Annotated in this window: 21 protein-coding genes and 2 tRNA genes; 12 read left to right on the top strand and 11 right to left on the bottom strand. The window is 61.9% G+C overall.

The annotated features are described in order from the left end of the window. The first annotated feature begins 124 nt into the window (after positions 1–124). Positions 125–775 (top strand): S24 family peptidase, encoded by a 651-nt coding sequence (locus tag JVX98_RS10245; protein WP_205238517.1) that lies wholly within the window; start codon positions 125–127, stop codon positions 773–775. A gap of 178 nt (positions 776–953) precedes the next feature. Here the strand turns inward: JVX98_RS10245 and JVX98_RS10240 are convergent, their stop codons facing one another. Both JVX98_RS10240 and JVX98_RS10235 read right to left on the bottom strand, forming a co-directional pair. After that, on the bottom strand, positions 954–1,334 hold the full coding sequence (locus JVX98_RS10240; RefSeq protein WP_192446504.1) for a hypothetical protein: 381 nt from the start codon (positions 1,332–1,334) through the stop codon (positions 954–956). A gap of 148 nt (positions 1,335–1,482) precedes the next feature. Beyond that, positions 1,483–1,731, bottom strand: a complete 249-nt coding sequence (locus JVX98_RS10235) for a hypothetical protein (RefSeq protein ID WP_192446505.1) — start codon at positions 1,729–1,731, stop codon at positions 1,483–1,485. 241 nt (positions 1,732–1,972) lie between these two features. Between JVX98_RS10235 and JVX98_RS10230 the strand changes: the two genes are divergently transcribed. The 3 genes from JVX98_RS10230 to JVX98_RS10220 all read left to right on the top strand — a co-directional run bounded on the left by JVX98_RS10230 (position 1,973) and on the right by JVX98_RS10220 (position 3,096). After that, positions 1,973–2,404, top strand: a complete 432-nt coding sequence (locus tag JVX98_RS10230) for a hypothetical protein (protein WP_205238516.1) — start codon at positions 1,973–1,975, stop codon at positions 2,402–2,404. Continuing rightward, entirely contained in the window at positions 2,401–2,592 is a 192-nt protein-coding gene (locus tag JVX98_RS10225) for a hypothetical protein (RefSeq protein ID WP_192446507.1), read from the top strand. The genes JVX98_RS10230 and JVX98_RS10225 overlap by 4 nt, the downstream gene beginning before the upstream one ends. Before the next feature lie 99 nt (positions 2,593–2,691). Beyond that, the gene (locus JVX98_RS10220) at positions 2,692–3,096 is read left to right on the top strand and encodes a hypothetical protein (RefSeq protein WP_192446508.1); all 405 of its coding nucleotides are present in this window, start codon (positions 2,692–2,694) and stop codon (positions 3,094–3,096) included. A 35-nt stretch (positions 3,097–3,131) separates the two neighbouring features. Here the strand turns inward: JVX98_RS10220 and JVX98_RS10215 are convergent, their stop codons facing one another. The 3 genes from JVX98_RS10215 to JVX98_RS10205 all read right to left on the bottom strand — a co-directional run bounded on the left by JVX98_RS10215 (position 3,132) and on the right by JVX98_RS10205 (position 4,517). After that, on the bottom strand, positions 3,132–3,284 hold the full coding sequence (locus JVX98_RS10215; RefSeq protein ID WP_043626273.1) for a hypothetical protein: 153 nt from the start codon (positions 3,282–3,284) through the stop codon (positions 3,132–3,134). 336 nt (positions 3,285–3,620) lie between these two features. Continuing rightward, positions 3,621–4,034, bottom strand: a complete 414-nt coding sequence (locus tag JVX98_RS10210) for a hypothetical protein (RefSeq protein WP_205238515.1) — start codon at positions 4,032–4,034, stop codon at positions 3,621–3,623. Positions 4,035–4,166: 132 nt separating this feature from the next. Beyond that, on the bottom strand, positions 4,167–4,517 hold the full coding sequence (locus JVX98_RS10205; protein WP_205238514.1) for a hypothetical protein: 351 nt from the start codon (positions 4,515–4,517) through the stop codon (positions 4,167–4,169). A gap of 382 nt (positions 4,518–4,899) precedes the next feature. Between JVX98_RS10205 and JVX98_RS10200 the strand changes: the two genes are divergently transcribed. Both JVX98_RS10200 and JVX98_RS10195 read left to right on the top strand, forming a co-directional pair. Then, on the top strand, positions 4,900–5,883 hold the full coding sequence (locus tag JVX98_RS10200) for a glycosyltransferase family 2 protein (RefSeq protein ID WP_192447170.1): 984 nt from the start codon (positions 4,900–4,902) through the stop codon (positions 5,881–5,883). Positions 5,884–6,113: 230 nt separating this feature from the next. After that, complete coding sequence (locus JVX98_RS10195) at positions 6,114–6,356, top strand: dynamin (RefSeq protein WP_192446512.1); 243 nt, start codon at positions 6,114–6,116, stop codon at positions 6,354–6,356. 125 nt (positions 6,357–6,481) lie between these two features. Here JVX98_RS10195 and JVX98_RS10190 read toward each other — a convergent pair whose 3' ends face one another. After that, the gene (locus tag JVX98_RS10190; protein WP_051659275.1) at positions 6,482–7,213 is read right to left on the bottom strand and encodes a class I SAM-dependent methyltransferase; all 732 of its coding nucleotides are present in this window, start codon (positions 7,211–7,213) and stop codon (positions 6,482–6,484) included. After that, positions 7,210–8,781, bottom strand: a complete 1,572-nt coding sequence (locus JVX98_RS10185) for a GMC oxidoreductase (RefSeq protein WP_205238513.1) — start codon at positions 8,779–8,781, stop codon at positions 7,210–7,212. The genes JVX98_RS10190 and JVX98_RS10185 overlap by 4 nt, the downstream gene beginning before the upstream one ends. Before the next feature lie 332 nt (positions 8,782–9,113). Between JVX98_RS10185 and JVX98_RS10180 the strand changes: the two genes are divergently transcribed. Then, positions 9,114–9,314 carry a hypothetical protein gene (locus JVX98_RS10180; RefSeq protein ID WP_192446515.1) on the top strand — a complete coding sequence of 67 codons (201 nt, stop codon included), beginning with the start codon at positions 9,114–9,116 and terminating at the stop codon, positions 9,312–9,314. A 72-nt stretch (positions 9,315–9,386) separates the two neighbouring features. Here the strand turns inward: JVX98_RS10180 and JVX98_RS10175 are convergent, their stop codons facing one another. Beyond that, a complete protein-coding gene (locus JVX98_RS10175) occupies positions 9,387–9,656 on the bottom strand; it encodes a DUF1127 domain-containing protein (protein WP_043626245.1) in 270 nt (89 codons plus the stop codon). 513 nt (positions 9,657–10,169) lie between these two features. Between JVX98_RS10175 and JVX98_RS10170 the strand changes: the two genes are divergently transcribed. Both JVX98_RS10170 and JVX98_RS10165 read left to right on the top strand, forming a co-directional pair. Then, a complete protein-coding gene (locus JVX98_RS10170) occupies positions 10,170–10,715 on the top strand; it encodes a hypothetical protein (protein ID WP_205238512.1) in 546 nt (181 codons plus the stop codon). Positions 10,716–10,913: 198 nt separating this feature from the next. After that, positions 10,914–11,345 carry a GFA family protein gene (locus tag JVX98_RS10165; RefSeq protein ID WP_205238511.1) on the top strand — a complete coding sequence of 144 codons (432 nt, stop codon included), beginning with the start codon at positions 10,914–10,916 and terminating at the stop codon, positions 11,343–11,345. Positions 11,346–11,661: 316 nt separating this feature from the next. Here the strand turns inward: JVX98_RS10165 and JVX98_RS10160 are convergent. Beyond that, positions 11,662–11,737: transfer RNA gene (locus tag JVX98_RS10160), tRNA-Lys, on the bottom strand. 296 nt (positions 11,738–12,033) lie between these two features. Between JVX98_RS10160 and JVX98_RS10155 the strand changes: the two genes are divergently transcribed. From JVX98_RS10155 to JVX98_RS10145, 3 genes are all read left to right on the top strand, one after another. Beyond that, positions 12,034–12,234, top strand: coding sequence for a hypothetical protein (locus JVX98_RS10155; protein ID WP_205238510.1), 201 nt, complete (start codon positions 12,034–12,036; stop codon positions 12,232–12,234). Positions 12,235–12,414: 180 nt separating this feature from the next. After that, positions 12,415–12,603 (top strand): hypothetical protein, encoded by a 189-nt coding sequence (locus JVX98_RS10150; protein ID WP_205238509.1) that lies wholly within the window; start codon positions 12,415–12,417, stop codon positions 12,601–12,603. A 134-nt stretch (positions 12,604–12,737) separates the two neighbouring features. Further along, a tRNA-Lys gene (locus JVX98_RS10145) sits at positions 12,738–12,813 on the top strand. A gap of 55 nt (positions 12,814–12,868) precedes the next feature. Here JVX98_RS10145 and JVX98_RS10140 read toward each other — a convergent pair. Beyond that, a complete protein-coding gene (locus tag JVX98_RS10140) occupies positions 12,869–13,786 on the bottom strand; it encodes a PhzF family phenazine biosynthesis protein (RefSeq protein WP_205238508.1) in 918 nt (305 codons plus the stop codon). A gap of 251 nt (positions 13,787–14,037) precedes the next feature. After that, positions 14,038–14,778, bottom strand: a complete 741-nt coding sequence (locus JVX98_RS10135; protein ID WP_205238507.1) for an NUDIX hydrolase — start codon at positions 14,776–14,778, stop codon at positions 14,038–14,040. Position 14,779: the final 1 nt, after the last annotated feature.

The following is a 14,779-nucleotide window of genomic DNA, read 5'->3' as shown; positions in this document are numbered from 1 at the left end:
CGGATACTGCAGCGGTTTCTGCTGCTCATTTCCGTTGACATCCTATTCATAGTAGGATTTCTTATTGTCATCAAGAGGAAAATTCCTATTGGACGACAGAAACGGAATCTGGGATGCCAGTGTCATGGACGAATTGCGCCACCTCATCCGGGAAGCAGTCGACGCGAAGAAGACGACCTACAAGGATCTGTCGATCGCGATCGGGAAGAACCATGCCTATATCCAGCAGTTCGTGGAGCGGGAGACGCCGCGGGAACTGCGCGAGCGCGACGCCCGCGCGATCGTCGAGCTGATCCAGGGCGCTGCGACCGCCGGCGAGGCCGCGCCCAGACGCGCGCCGGGTTTTGCGCCGCAGATCGTGCCCGGCGAGCAGCTCGTCGGCCATCGCGATCTGCCGATCTTTGCGGCCGCGCAAGGCGGCGACGGCCATGTGATCGTCACCTTCGATGCGGTCGAATATGTCAAGCGCCCGTCCGTACTCGAGGGCGTCAAGGGCGCCTATGGCATTTACCTGACCGGTAGCTCGATGATCCCGGCCTATGAGCCGGGCGACATGGCGCTCGTCCACCCGCATCTGCCGCCGGCCCGCGACAAGGACGTGGTGCTCTACCATGTGCCGCCTGCCAACGATGCCGAGGCGATCATCAAGCGCCTCGTCTCGTTCAACGACCGCGAATGGACGCTGAGGCAATACAACCCCTTCCTGGAGTTCACCGAAAGCCGGGTCGAATGGTCCTTCTGCCACCGGGTCGTCGGCAAATACAGCGCGCGGTAAACGGGGCGAGCACCACAAACAATCACAGGATTTTAAAGAGATTGAGCGGCAATCCGGTCGGGATCGCCGAGTAGCCGCCCGTTAAGGCACGCCGCAATCTTCCAGCCCCCTCGTCGCGCTTTAAGTCTTTGATTTCTCGCCCATCGCCGCCGCAAACAGCACAAATATGCGAATTGCCTTAGTCGGAACACCGATCGACCAAGGCCTGAAAAGCAGCATCAACCGCTGTCCGAGGGCTGTTTGCGACCACCCAGATCGGATCGGCCGCAGCGACGACCCTATCACCGGAACCACCAAGGTCAGCCGCCCGAACCGCCTCGAAAATGGCGCAGGCGCGCTTGCTCCTGCGATTGTACGCAAGCTCGAACATGGCCTCTGGAGGCCCGGCAGGATCGGCAAAAACCTGCACGAAATAGGCCCGAAATCCGCGCCTGTCGTCGCAAAAATTGATCTGTCGCAGGAGAGTGGGGCTCAACTCGGCCTCGTCAACCGGAATGGGCGAAGACCAATATTGACCGGTAGACGGCTCGCCGCTTGCACGACTGTCGACGGACATCATTTCACGCCTCCCAACATTGCGCGACGACATTACCACGCCGCGCCCAGCTCGTAACCAATAAACGTTGAGTGGCTCCCAAGCGGTGAGCGCCTTATTCGACCGCTCACGGATGTGACCGTTACGGGCCACCCCTGCTCGGCGACAGCCGTCACGCCGCCATCGCCTCCTCGATCTCCGTGGGCAGGTCGCCGATCGTAAAGAGCACCCTGGCATCCTCGAACTCACCGGTCGCCAGGTCGCCCGAGCGGCTGAAGGCGATCACCCCCACCTTGGTCGCCGACAGCCTTTCGGCCAGCCGTTGCGCATGCTCGGGCCCGGTCGCCTGCACCGGGTCGTCGGCGAGAAATGCGCCGCGGCTCCCCAGCGTGAAGCTCTGAACGACGAAGTAGGTGATCATCCCATGCTCCTTTTCCGCCACCTGGAATGGCGGCCCCACAGTGGCGCAATCCTCCGAACAAAACAAGAACAAACGGCCCGTCATCGACAACTTGCGTGAGGCGCTTCCTGCCGGCAGTGTTTTTCCTATTGACTTGTGGATAGGATTTTTCCTATATTCAGCACGGAAACACAACCGGAGGGGCCGACAGGAAACCCGCGAAGGGTGTTCCAGCCTGCACCTCGAACAGACGAGGTGAACGATGTCGGATGCGATCTCCGTGGGCGCCGCAAAGGCGATGAGCGCTACGCCCTTTCTCCAGCGCCGAGAGATCATTCTCGCCATGATGACGCTCGGTGCCGGCACCTTCTTCGATGAGACGGACACGACGGGCACCACCTACAAAACGGCAGCCGATTGGCTCCATGTGCATGACGGCGAGCATGTGGAGCGGTTGATCCGCTTCGATCTCGACGCACTTCATGGCGAAGACGTCACCGAGAGCGTCGCCGATGCCTGGCTGAACGGTTTCGACCAGAGCCCCGAGCAGGAACACAGACTGCCCGCCTTCGTGCGAACATCGCAGGCCTGGGAACGCTGGTGCGCCGATTTCGGTGTCCGGCGCGCACCGTTCAGCCAAACCGCCCACGGCACCCTCAACCACCGCCAGCAGTTCGGAACCAGCCTGCGATGACCGTCACGCTCGACAGATCCGCCCTCTTTGCGGCCATTGAAGCCTTCTGGGAAACCGAAGGCGGCAACGATCGCGGTATCGAGGCGGCGATTTCGGCCTACCTGCAGCGCCAGGGGCTTGCCACCTTCGATGGCATGGCGACACGCAAGCGCGCCGCACTCGCCGCCGCCACCGCCCGGCCCGCGTGACCTCCGCCCGCCGGAACGCCCTCACGCGCCCAATATTGGCAATCTCCATTCATTTGCGAACATGCTAATAAATAAACAAGGCATCGCGGAGGAGAATCCATGCCACGGCTTGCGCAGCTCTATTTCAAGACCGCAATCATCTTTCTGATCATCGGCCTCTGCATGGGCCTGCACATGGCGATCAGCCAGGACCATGCGGCAACACCGGCCCACGCCCATACGAACCTGCTCGGCTGGGTGACGATGGCGATCTTCGGCATCTATTACGCGCTCAACCCGGCCAAGGCCGAGCGGCGTCTGGCCCTCGTCCAGTATTATGTCTACACGTCAGGCGTCGCGGTGCTCGTGCCATCGCTCTACCTGATGACGACAGGCAGGCCGGAGATCGAGCCCATCGTCGCCGTCGCGTCGATCGTCGCCTTCCTTGGCGTGCTGCTATTTGCCGTGGTGATCTTCAGCAGCGCTGAAAGTCCCGCGCGCGCCAGCACCGCCCCATCGCGGTAGATAGGCCGCCGCAGCCCCGGGCGCCTCGTCTCGCGTCACTTCGATGTTGATTTCAGCACGCGATGGGTCGCATCGTCCAGCGCGTGGCCGGTTTCGACACCATCCTGCCGAAAACCGCGCGCCGTGTTGGCGCAAGCCGAGAGCGTAAGCACCGCCAGGCACAGGAGCGTCAGCATTGCTTTTGACATGATCGTCTCCGTCATTTCCTCCAATCGGAAATGAAGCGCTGACCGACAAAGTCAATCGATCGCCTTGAAAACCGTACAGTAGAGCGACCGCAGGGCTGGCCTGCCCGCCACCCGGCCGGGCCACTTTATTTTGGCAACCGTACCAGAATCGGCGAATCCGGCCTTTCCCGCGCCGGCGGATGCACGTTAGCTTCCGTACCGCGCAGTACGTTCTTTCTGGACTGCGCTTCCCCGCACCCCGAGCCATTTTGGGTGCCTGCTTGCCCCGCCCTCGTGCGGGGCTCTTTCTTTTCGCGGGGCCGCCGGGTCGTTATCCCCGCTCATTCGCCCCTCACCTCACTCCACTTTGAACACCGCGTCGCCGACAAAGACGATGACATATTGCCCGCCCTCACCCTCGCGCGCCCAGCCCTGCAGCACCTCCGCATAGGGCGTGCGCCTCCAGGCGTCCGGGTGATCCGGATCGACGAGAACCGTCACCTGCGGCCCCTGGCGATAGATCATCATATGCGCGTGCGCCGGATCCCACGCCTCGCCGAGCGTCTCGTCCGTGCGCCAAAGACAGAGAAAGTCGCGGCAAAGCTGCGGCCGATCTTCGTAGATCCGGCACCCAGTACCCGTACAGTGCCGACACCAGGCATTGGCCGGCTTCTCCAGCGCGTCGATATCCGGCAGCCGGCAGCAGAGCGTGCAGGTGCCGCAGGCGCGCTCGGCAAGCGGGATGGCGCTGAAATCGGAAGATGCGGTCATGCGGCGTGGTCTATCACCGCGGCCGGCCGCAAGGAAACCGGCAAAACATCGAACCTACCGCGGCCGCCGACGCCGAGCGATTGCCGGCGTCAGCCTAGACGAGAGAACGAAGGCGATGCGACCGCCCACCCGTTACCCGATCCGCGGACAGCCGCTGCGGTTGGCCAGATAGATCCGTGCATATTGGCCACGTCGGGTTTCGCCTTCGACGACGATCCGGTTGCGGCTCATCGCGGCAATTTCCGGATCACGCAACCCGGCGCGATAGGCCCGGCGCAACGCCTGGCCGGAGCTGCAGCCACGCGGGCGCACGTAATCTTCGTCGTCGTAGCGCCGCTCGCGGCGGAAGTCGTCGCCGTAATAATCCCGGTCGCGCCCGATATAGAGGTCGAGCGATTGCGCCGGCGAAACGGCCGGCATTGCGGTGACCGATCCCGCGGCCACCAGGGCCGCCATCAATAGCTTGCTCATCAAGTTTGTCATGTCTGCCTCCTCCACTCCTGGCGCTTCAGCGCGAACGTGGATGAAGGAGAAACAGGGCAGCGGGCGAAAAGTTTCGAGGAAAAACAACGAAACGCCATCCGCAGGCCCGGGCTCGATGCCGTCGGGTATCGCCGGCGAAGGGCTTTTGCACCCGCAGAGACTGTGGCGCCACGGCCCGCTCAACGTGTGCGGGCCGATGGAAAGGCACCTTCCCGATCCCCATATCCGTGCAATCGTATGGATTGCCACGTCTGTGCTTTTGATTTAGTCCGGGATTATATTATTTATGACAAATGTCGGAATGAGCATGACCGATATCGCTTATCCCTTCCAGAATCGTTCCGATGCCGAGTCGATCACGGATCGAAGCTTCTTCGATCGCATCGCGACCTGGTACGAAACGACCAAGGTCGAGCGGCGTGAGCGCAGGATGAACCATGCGGTCGATCTGCGCTGCGTTAGCCCCCAGGGGCAGACGTCGCTCTATCCCGATGACCTGCCGCTGATCTTTTTGACCCGCAACGACGCCAAGCTGATGCCGGGCTTTCTCGCCCATTACCGGTCGCTCGGTATCACCCGCTTCATCTGTGTCGACGATGCCTCCAGCGACGGCACGCGCGAGTTCCTGCTCTGTCAGCCGGATGTCGATCTGTGGGCGTCCTCGGTCCGTTACAAGGATGCCCGGCGCGGACGCGCCTGGAGAGAATCGCTTTTTGCGCTTTATGGCGGCGAGCGCTGGTATGTGAACGTCGATTCCGACGAGTTCCTGATCTATGACGATTGCGAAAACCGCACGCTCTGGTCCGTCATCCACGCGCTCGAGGGCCTGAAGATCTCGCGCCTGCCGGCGCCGATGCTGGACATGTACCCCGTCGATCTCGGGGCCGCCGACATCGACCAGCTGAAGACCAGCGCCCCTTGGGAGGTCGCCGATCACTTCGACAGCCGCGGCTACACCCTGACGACGACCAAGCGGGCGATCACCATCAAGGGCGGCGCCCGCCACCGCGAATTCGAATCGGACCTCGAGCTGATCAAGTATCCGCTGATCTTTTGGGACGAGGACTGTCGCTTCGGCCCCAGCATCCACCAGCCGCTCCCCTACCAGCGCAACTTCTCATCTATTCTCGGCACGTTGCTCCACTTCAAGTTCTTTGCCGACTACCAGAAGGTCATCAACGACGCGGTGGCCGATGGGCAATATTTCGACGGCTCGGCGGCCTACGCCAAGATGACGGATGCGCTGTCGAGCACCGGCGCGCTGCAACTCTTCTCCGAATCCTCGCTGAAGTTCGATGGATCGAAGCAATTGCTGCGGCTCGGCTTCATTACCGCGGTCCCGAAGGCGGCCGACGAAGGCCGTTAAAGCGCGTTTGTTGGCTCGCGCTTGCAGCTTCATTTAGCCGGCTGTCTTTGGGGTAAAACCACCTCGCCGACCCCCACACACCAGTTGCGGATGCATGTGCCGGGCGGTACCAGCCTCTCCGCGCCACGCTCGGCATGTCTTTTTCAACCGACCCGCGAACCGGCCTGTTGATAATTCGACCAACCGCTCCATTTACAGCTTCAAGGCACTTAACCTGAGGAGAAGCCTTGATGAATCGAAACACCATCATCGGTATCGTGGTTGTCGTCGTGCTCATTGTACTTGCAGTGATGTTCCTCAAACCGGGGGCGAACCAGCAGGCAACCGAGACAGCACCGGCAACGACGACGACACAGCCAGCAACCACCGAGCAGCCAGCGACGACCCAGCAGCCCGCAACGACAGACCAGTCGGCGACACCGCCTGCAACAACCACGCAGCCGTCGACGACGCAGCCTGCGACGAGCCCGTAATCGCCCGATAGCGCCCGGCGCCGAAAACGCAATCACCCACGGGCGGCGCCCGTGGGTGATCTTTATCCGGATTGCGAAAGCGAAGTGGCGACGGGGTATCGCCCCGTTCGCGAGCTAGGCCCGCGCTATTTCCTCACCACGGCTTGAATATTGGAAGGCATCATCGAATCGATCTTGTGATCGTCGGTGTATTTCCACGTCGTATCGTACTGCTGAGTAATGAAGACGTCGAAGAACCGGGCCGAGCGCGCCATGAGTTCGATGAACGGCCGCGCCAGCGGAAACACGTCGCACTGCAGAAGGATGCGCTGCATCAGAATGCCGATCGTCTCGAACGGCATGCTCGAGCCGCGCAGGTCTTCGATCTCGCTCCAGTCCTTGAACAGCATCTTGAAGGAGAAGGGCGTGAAGTGGAAATAGTTCTCGGGCCCCTCATGGAAGGAGAACACCGCCGAGGCGGAGATGATCAGCTTGCCGTTCGGCTTCAAAATCCGGCGCATGTCGTCGATCAGCCGCTGCGGATCGGGAACATGCTCGAGCAGGCCGGTACAGAGCACGATATCGTAGCTTTCGCTCTCGATCGCATCGAGATGGTAATGCGTGTCGACGACGAGATCGGCCTTCTTGCGATCGGACTTCGAGACCAGGAACGAGTTCGGGAAAAACTCAGTATAGTCAACGTCTTCGGTGTGAACGATGATCGTGCGCTTGTTCGAAGCATTTTCCTGGCATAGCCGCACCAGGTTCTTCGTCGAAAGCTTTCCCCCGAAGTAGTTCTTACGCGAGAGCTTTTGCCAGCGCGTGCGTTTCGCCCGCTGTTCCTTGCCGCTGAGTTCCGGGGAAGTCATTTCCGTCATGGATTACCCGCCTTTGTTTTGTGGCGCTGGCATATCTTATCGGCGGTAAGCATTGCAAGCGCCATGACTGTCAGTACTGGATTGGCGTAGCCGTAGGACGTGAAGACCGAGGCGCCCGCCGCATAGAGGTTTTCGACGCCGTGCACCCGGCCATCGCGATCGATGACGGACATGTCGGCCGAGCGGCCCATGCGCGTCGTGCCCATGAAATGGGAATGGATGCCGGTGATGTCCCAGGGCTTGCCCACCGGCGGAAGCGTCGGGATCAGCTTGCCGATATTGTGACGCAGCAGCAGCCCCGAGAGCTCGTCGAGAAATTCGCGGATCGACGCCTGGTCCTCCTCCGTCAGCGACCAGCGCACGACGCCCTTCGGCAGCCCATGGGGATCGCGCGCCTCGCTCAGCTCGACCCTGTGCTCGGCATTGGGATGCTGGTCGAAGAAACCGCGCACGACCAGGATCGAACCGCCCGGCCCGAGCAACCCCATCTTGCCGATGACGTTGAAGGCGACCTGGCCGACAACCGCCAGCACCGAGGTCAGGCGACGACGCAAGGTCGATTGCGGGCGATCGCCACCCTCGCCGGCAGCCACCACGTGCTGCGCATGTTCGAGAAGCTTGAGCCCGATCGATTCAAACCGTGGCGAAAACTGAACATAGTGGTTCAGCTGGTCTCTCTTCCGATCCTTGCGCACGCCGACACCAAAGCGCAGCGAGCTGCTACCGCTCTTGTGGTCGCTGAACATTGGCCCCGCCGTCTTCACCGTCTTGAACAGATGAATGCGCCCGACATTCGCCTTCGGATGGGTCGAAAAGAAGCGGCCGATATTGTCGTTTGCCAGAAACCCGCCCTGGCGGCTGTTCAGCATGATGCGCGGGTTTTCAAGCCCGCCGGCGCAAAGCACGAATTCCGGGGCGGAAAGCTCCACGGTCCGCCCCTCGCCGATCGCCGCCCGCACTGCGCCGACGCGATCCCCGGCAGCGGTCGGGATCACCTGCAGCACCCGGCAATTATAGACGATGGTGAGATCAGGGTTCTTGCCCGCAAGCGCCTTCAGATAGTCCTGACCGTTGAAGGCCGGGCGGCTCCACTGGAATCGCTTGACCGAGACCGCCGGGTCGGAAACGAAATCCCGCCAAGGCGCCGCGCCGCCGTCATAGGCGGGCACCCGGTCGATATCGTCGATCGGCTTCAGTTGCAGCAGCTCGATCGCCTGCTGGTAGTAGCCGTCGAGTTCCGCCCGCTCCAGCGGCCAGTCGTTGCATGACGTCAGGTCGACGTCTTCAAGCGGCGCGACGCGCCCGGACCAGAGGTTGGTCGCCCCGCCGATCTGGAATGAAAGCCCGAACGGTTCCTGGTTGGCGATCTCGAAGAAGGGCGAGCTGTCGGAGTTGACGAGGTTGTCGCCGGTTTCTAGCAACGTGACCTTCAACCCTGCCGCCAGAAGCCGCGTCGCCATGGCGCAGGCCGCGGCCCCCGATCCGACGATCAGCACGTCGGAGCCGATCGCCTGCAGGGCCTCGTCGCTGCGCGCGCGCGCGTCAATAATATTCGTGGTGCCCGTCATCGCTGCTGCACTTCCACCCGCGGTTTCAGATGCCGGATGTCCCGACCTTGTTACCGTCATAGCTAATTGAGCAAAGCGGGCAAGCACGCTCGTCGATATAATCAGGGAAAACCCGCCCATGCGGCCGGCGGGAGGCCGTGGTCACACGTCGGCCCGATCTCGCAGAAAGTCATTTGCCTTCCCGAAACATAGGACGCTAGCCTGCCAAGCCTGATTGGTCAGGGGCTGCCGTGCGGCCGGCCCCCGTCGGGCTAACCTGTTGGCCGGTTCACCACCCTGTTCCCTTCTGGCTTGCCAATGCTATGAATTCAACACCACCCGTGGAGCCCTGAATGCGCGTCGTCTTCCTCTGTTCGCTGCTGCTTCTCTCGTCCTGCATCCCGCACATTCCGGAAGAGGTTCTCGATGCAGGCTGGTGCCGGGACATGGCGGCAGCAAAGGCCAAGGCGACCGGCAAGGGGCGGGAGAACCTTGCCGCGGCAATGATCAAGCATGACTGCGCGGCCAAGCTCGCCGCGCCAGTCCCCCAGTGAGCCGATTGTCCTTGGACCCGACGTTCATCGGCCGCCGGTTGCTGCGGGAAAAAAGGCCCGCCGAAGCGGGCCTCAATTGTGTTTGATCATCACCGGGTAGCCGACCGGCATCTGCCAGAGCGAGATGTCGGCGATTTCCGGCTTCTTCATGCCTTCTTCCGCTTCCGCGCCGATGTCGCGCAGCATGCGGTCGGAGAGGTGGCTGATCTGGTTGAGCGTCCGCTGACGCCTCCAGACGGCACGGAGGAAAGCACCGACCGTACGGCGGAAGCCGAACGTTCGAAACAAGTCGTCCATGATCGCCGGCAGAGTGCCGGCGGCGTTCAAGTGCAATTCGCGCATGATTGTTTCCCGCCGCGCAAAGCGGTCGGGCCCTCTAGATTATAGATGCGCGCGGACACGGAAATACGTTCCGGGAACCGGTCACATCAAGTCAAAATGGAAAATACGAAAAGGCGGAACGTGGGCGACGCTTATGCGCCAAAGTAACCCATAGCATTGCGGCGTGGTCGTCGTGACGAGCATGCCACTCCACCAGAGGCAAGCATCTGCACAAAATTGATCTTCATCGTATGCCTCCTCTAGTTTGAGTTCCGATTTGGCGAAAATTACACGAGTTTACTTCCCCGGCAAGAGGACAATCTGCAGGCGCAGGATTGGTGACGCACCTGTTGCATGACGGCAACAGGTGCGTCTGGCGGATGACAAAGCCCCCGCCCGGCCGCGCCATGCCCACAAGCCCAGCCTTTTACCAACCCGATCAAAGAACCATTCCTGACGGCGCCTTGACTATCCCTGGTTGCATGCGAAAGATGTCTGTCGGGATGATTGAACGGAAGCGACGGGGGAACAGAAATGTCGACAGGAAGGTGGAACGGCGCGCTCCTTGCGCTCACAGTAGCGGCTACAACAGCAATGGCGGCACCGGCGTCAGCCGAGGCCTACGCGCTTTATCGCGGTGTGACGGCCACGCTTCCGGCCGGCACCGTGTCCTGGGTCGCCGCGAACTTCGGCGTCAGCGGCTCGCCGCCGATGCTGACGTTTTTCCACTTCGCCAGCGACGATGCGGCGCGCCTGGCCATGCCTTCGGCCCAATGTATCGTGAAAGTTGATATTGGCGCCGTGGTAAACCCGGCACTCGGCGCGACAGCGCAGATCGGTGACGCCGATATCCACGTCAATGCGGCGCGTGTTGACCAACCGCTTGCGTTTCCGTGGACGGCGACGTTCGACAACAATCCGGCCGGTCACTGGGCAATAGCAAAGACGGTCCTGGTGTCGCCGACCAGCAATGCTGCGGCCAGCCGGGTCGCTGCAGCGGGCTTCATGAGCCTTGCGACCGCCCCCGGTTCGGGTGTGACCGTCATCAACGGACTCTATCCCAACTGCACCGTCGATTGACTGGGCCTGCGGACCTCGAAAGCATGGCGGCAACGGAAGCCTGACGGCGCTGACGGTCCGGCCGCACAAGTGGCCTCAAGGTTGTCGCGCCGACCGGTAAGCCTCCGATACGCTGCCTTGCGGCCAGCACTTGAGGATCCTTGATCCAGCCCGTATGGAACAGGCATCAATTCGGCTCAGACCAGACGGATGTTTTCCATGAATTTCGACGCTCAGGACCTCAACGGCGCCTGCCACTGCAAGACGGTTCGCTTCAATGTTCGGCTAAAGAATGGTCTTCATACGGCCCGCCGCTGCACCTGCTCCTACTGCCAGCTGAAGGGCGCAGTTGCCGTCTCGGCGGCCAAGGACGGGGTGACCGTGCTTTCGGGCGGCGAGGCCCTGACCAGGTATCAGTTCAACACACATGCAGCAGAGCACTTCTTTTGCTCGAAATGCGGCATCTACACCTTTCACAAGCCGCGCTCCAACCCCGATTTCTACGGCGTCAACGCAGCCTGCCTGGAGGGTGTAAGCCCCTTTGATTTTGAAGAATTGCCGGTCAACGACGGCATCAATCATCCGATGGACACCAAGGGTTCGACCGGCCCCCGGCTCGCCGGAACCCTGCGCTATTTTCCGACCAAGTGATTCACGCGACTTGCAAGATATGGCAGCGACGGCGGCCCAGCCGTCGCACGTGTCGAGCGAGACGTTGAGCGCGGCAACAGCAGTATCGTCGCTTGCTTGGCGAAAGGCCGATCACGCTGGCACAGTCCTGTCCTCGCGATCCCACGCGCCGCCCGCCCCGCGGGCCAGCAGGGCGCGCTCCGCACTGGGCTCGCAAGATCGAACCGGCTTGTTTTGAGAACGGAAAACGCGCCGCGACATTTGCCCCGGAACCCGAGCGCACGCGATAGTCACGAGTGTAGGAATTCTAATCTAATCAGCGCTTTAGGAGAAGTTTTGGTGGGTGATCACGGGCTCGAACCGTGGACCCGCTGATTAAGAGTCAGCTGCTCTACCAACTGAGCTAATCACCCATCCGCGACCGCTGCGGTATGTCCCGCTGCTGTCGTGAGGGGGCGTATAAAGGCGTTCGGCTTGGTTGTCCAGCGCCTTTGTGAAAATCTTTTGAAAAATTTCATGGGGCTAGCGCACCCCCTGTGGAGAACTTGCCCTGCCTCCGCCAGGCGCGTTACGACCAGCTCCGCGCGCCCTGCAGGTACAGGCCAAAGGGGAAACGCGACGAAAGACCCGTTTGACGCGAGCCGCATGCTCGGCATACTGCAACGAAGCGGGGCAGACGATACGAGCGATGATTGGAGAGGTTATCCCCATGCGCAGTACGATCGCCACAGGAATGCTCGTCGGTATCCTTGCCGGCGTTGCCACGGAGGCGAGAGCAGACCTGCCGTTCTTCAACGCCAGCTGCCCCGGCCGCATCGAGGTCCACGCCGATCGGGGCGGTCCCGTCTACATCAACGGTAGCGAAGCACGCCTGAAGCGGTTCAGCAAGGACTACTACGAGGCGAGCTAGGGACGAACCACGGTCTCGATCAGCGTCAACCGCGATGGTTCGCCCTCGATCAGTTACACCCGCCGGGGCGCCGGCAATGGCGTCTGCCGTGTCACGTCGGCCGGCGGAAACACACGGCCACGCCCGGAGCGGCCGCCGCAATATGACGACACGCAACAGCCGGATCGTGTCGACGCAAGGATGATGCCGCGCTTCTGCCAGGGCGAAGCCTCCGCCGCCTTCGGCGTGCGCCCCAATCGCATCACCGTCAACATGGCCTTCCGAAGCGGCCGCTATTATTGGGTGCAGGGCAACTACGATGGCAGCCGCGGCGCCACCTTCTTCAATTGCCGCTTCGACCTCAGGGGCAACTTCATCGACGTGCGCTGAGCCCGGGAACGATTGAAGGCAAGACTCTGGCCGTTTCCGACCGCTCCGGCGGAAACGGCTGTGAGTTTCTCATCGCGAGATGCAAATACCCTCTTGAGTGTGATGAGGTCGTGCGCTAAAGCGACGCCATGGATGGGTGATTAGCTCAGTTGGTAGAGCAGCTGACTCTTAATCAGCGGGTCCACGGTTCGAGCCCGTGATCACCCACCAAAACTTCTATTAAAGCGCTGATTAAGCTCAATTTTCCAAAGCATACATCTATGCCTCAGAGGTAGAGTTCGCCGGCTGCGATCTTCACTGCATGGCCACCGATACGGGCATTGCTGATCTCGCCGCCCGCAATGTCGAGATGCAGGTGGATGAAGGACGGCCGCCCCATTTCCACGCCCTGCTCGACGAGCACCGGATGATGTCCGTCGACGAACTGGTCGAAATAATGGATCGCGCCGGAAAGGGCCGCGACGGCCGAGCCGGTCGCCGGATCCTCAAGGTTGCCGGCACCGGGCCCGAACTTGCGAGCATGGAAGCGCGCCGTGTGGTTCACGCCGCCGCGACAATAGACGTAAGCCGCGGCAAGCCGACCCTCGGCCATCGGCGTCAATTGCTCCCAGCGCAGCGAATCGAACTCGATCGACGAAGCGGCCGCAACATCATGCACCGGCACCATGACGAAGGGTGCGCCCGCGCTCCAGAACGAGGGCACGTGATTCTCGAAGCCGATCTGCGAGAGCTTCAGGCTCAGTGCATCTGCGATCGCCTGTCGGTCGAAGCGTGCGTCGAGCCTGACGGATTTGCGCGGCAGGTCGAATTCGGCAAAGCTCGCCTGCCCGGCCTTGAGCCGCACGGCACAGCGCACCGGCCCCACCTTTTCCTCCAGTACCTGAACGAGGTCGATGCCCTCTTCGATCGCGCCGTGCTGCGCCTCGGCGATCGCCACGGCCGCGCCGACGGTCGGATGGCCGGCAAAGGGCAGCTCCTGACTGGGCGTGAAGATCCGCAGCTTCGCCGTATGTGCGGCACCACCGGGCCTGCGAATGAACACCGTCTCGGACAGGTTGAATTCCTGCGCGATCGCCTGCATCGCCCCGTCCTCCAGCCAATCGGCACCGAAAACCACCGCCAGCGGATTGCCCTCCAGTCGCCTGTCGGTGAAGACGTCGTAGATCGCGTAGCTGAGCGCCATTCATGTCCCCTTGCGAATATGCCCGAACTTTGCAGCGTTGGGACGCGGGCGGCAAGACTTAAAAGCACCGGTACACAACTCGACGCGGATCACGTTTTCTTTAGCTCCCACTCCCGCAGCATGCCTCGCCGTCCAAGCGGCCAAAAGCCCGCCCGGACTCAGCCGGCGTCCATCCGCCGTCGCGCAGCCATCAGGAAACCCGCGCTAAAGCACGCGAATACAAGAGGATACGACGCCCCGTTGACTCAAAATCAGAGCGGCTTCTCACGCCGGAACAGCCAGTCGAGGATCGGCGGGATGAAGGGCGGATAGTTGTGCGCCACGGGGTCCGGGCCAAAAACCGCGATCGCCTCGTCGATCTCCGGTTCGGGATCGACGGCGATATGCGCGGCAACGCGCGCAACCAGCGCTGCCGCCTTCTCCGGATAGCGATAGACGCGGATGAGCGTCACGGCGCGGCCCATATGCAGCAGGTGATAACCGGGCTCCACCGTCGCGAGCGAAAGGTCGATGCCGGTTTCTTCCATCGCCTCGCGGCGGATATTGCCGTCGATGTCGCAGCCGCCATCGACGATATCCTCGGGCTCCAGCGAACCGGAGGGGCTGTAGACCCGGCCGGGATTGGCGGTATGCCCGCCCATGCGCACCAGAATCAGCGCACCGTCGGAGGAAAGGATCGCCGGCATGGCGAAGAGATGAAAGGCACCCTTTGCCCGCGTCTTCCGCCACCAGAGAAAGGTCGAATAGGGCACCACATGCCCCTCGCCCCGTAGCCGGCCGTCGTCGATGCGAAGCGCCTTCAGCAGCACCATGCGCCCATCGAAGAGATGCGGATTGGCGGCGATCTCCCGTTGCCAGTTTTCCTGTGCGCGCTCCACCTCCTCCAGGTGAAACGGATGGGCTGCGCCGGCAACGCGGACATCGACCGCATCGATCGGGATGATGGCGCCTTCGGCTGGCCACTCAGCCGTGTTGCTCTCAAGGGCGCTCATG

The organism is Ensifer sp. PDNC004 (assembly GCF_016919405.1).
In the GTDB taxonomy this organism is placed as follows: Bacteria; Pseudomonadota; Alphaproteobacteria; order Rhizobiales; family Rhizobiaceae; genus Ensifer.
The sequence above is the reverse complement of the archived record's forward strand: the minus strand, read 5'-3'. Positions and strand labels throughout refer to the sequence as shown.

Excerpts from the sequence above, each read along its gene's own strand:
- JVX98_RS10150 (WP_205238509.1), top strand. The coding sequence starts at position 12,415 with ATGATGCCGCGCTTCTGCCAGGGCGAAGCCTCCGCCGCCTTCGGCGTG.
- JVX98_RS10210 (WP_205238515.1), bottom strand. The coding sequence starts at position 4,034 with ATGACCGCATCTTCCGATTTCAGCGCCATCCCGCTTGCCGAGCGCGCC.
- JVX98_RS10180 (WP_192446515.1), top strand. The coding sequence starts at position 9,114 with ATGCGCGTCGTCTTCCTCTGTTCGCTGCTGCTTCTCTCGTCCTGCATC.
- JVX98_RS10205 (WP_205238514.1), bottom strand. The coding sequence starts at position 4,517 with ATGACAAACTTGATGAGCAAGCTATTGATGGCGGCCCTGGTGGCCGCG.
- JVX98_RS10185 (WP_205238513.1), bottom strand. The coding sequence starts at position 8,781 with ATGACGGGCACCACGAATATTATTGACGCGCGCGCGCGCAGCGACGAG.
- JVX98_RS10225 (WP_192446507.1), top strand. The coding sequence starts at position 2,401 with ATGACCGTCACGCTCGACAGATCCGCCCTCTTTGCGGCCATTGAAGCC.
- JVX98_RS10195 (WP_192446512.1), top strand. The coding sequence starts at position 6,114 with ATGAATCGAAACACCATCATCGGTATCGTGGTTGTCGTCGTGCTCATT.
- JVX98_RS10230 (WP_205238516.1), top strand. The coding sequence starts at position 1,973 with ATGTCGGATGCGATCTCCGTGGGCGCCGCAAAGGCGATGAGCGCTACG.
- JVX98_RS10220 (WP_192446508.1), top strand. The coding sequence starts at position 2,692 with ATGCCACGGCTTGCGCAGCTCTATTTCAAGACCGCAATCATCTTTCTG.
- JVX98_RS10165 (WP_205238511.1), top strand. The coding sequence starts at position 10,914 with ATGAATTTCGACGCTCAGGACCTCAACGGCGCCTGCCACTGCAAGACG.
- JVX98_RS10135 (WP_205238507.1), bottom strand. The coding sequence starts at position 14,778 with ATGAGCGCCCTTGAGAGCAACACGGCTGAGTGGCCAGCCGAAGGCGCC.
- JVX98_RS10245 (WP_205238517.1), top strand. The coding sequence starts at position 125 with ATGGACGAATTGCGCCACCTCATCCGGGAAGCAGTCGACGCGAAGAAG.
- JVX98_RS10155 (WP_205238510.1), top strand. The coding sequence starts at position 12,034 with ATGCGCAGTACGATCGCCACAGGAATGCTCGTCGGTATCCTTGCCGGC.
- JVX98_RS10240 (WP_192446504.1), bottom strand. The coding sequence starts at position 1,334 with ATGATGTCCGTCGACAGTCGTGCAAGCGGCGAGCCGTCTACCGGTCAA.
- JVX98_RS10170 (WP_205238512.1), top strand. The coding sequence starts at position 10,170 with ATGTCGACAGGAAGGTGGAACGGCGCGCTCCTTGCGCTCACAGTAGCG.
- JVX98_RS10175 (WP_043626245.1), bottom strand. The coding sequence starts at position 9,656 with ATGCGCGAATTGCACTTGAACGCCGCCGGCACTCTGCCGGCGATCATG.
- JVX98_RS10235 (WP_192446505.1), bottom strand. The coding sequence starts at position 1,731 with ATGATCACCTACTTCGTCGTTCAGAGCTTCACGCTGGGGAGCCGCGGC.
- JVX98_RS10140 (WP_205238508.1), bottom strand. The coding sequence starts at position 13,786 with ATGGCGCTCAGCTACGCGATCTACGACGTCTTCACCGACAGGCGACTG.
- JVX98_RS10215 (WP_043626273.1), bottom strand. The coding sequence starts at position 3,284 with ATGTCAAAAGCAATGCTGACGCTCCTGTGCCTGGCGGTGCTTACGCTC.
- JVX98_RS10190 (WP_051659275.1), bottom strand. The coding sequence starts at position 7,213 with ATGACGGAAATGACTTCCCCGGAACTCAGCGGCAAGGAACAGCGGGCG.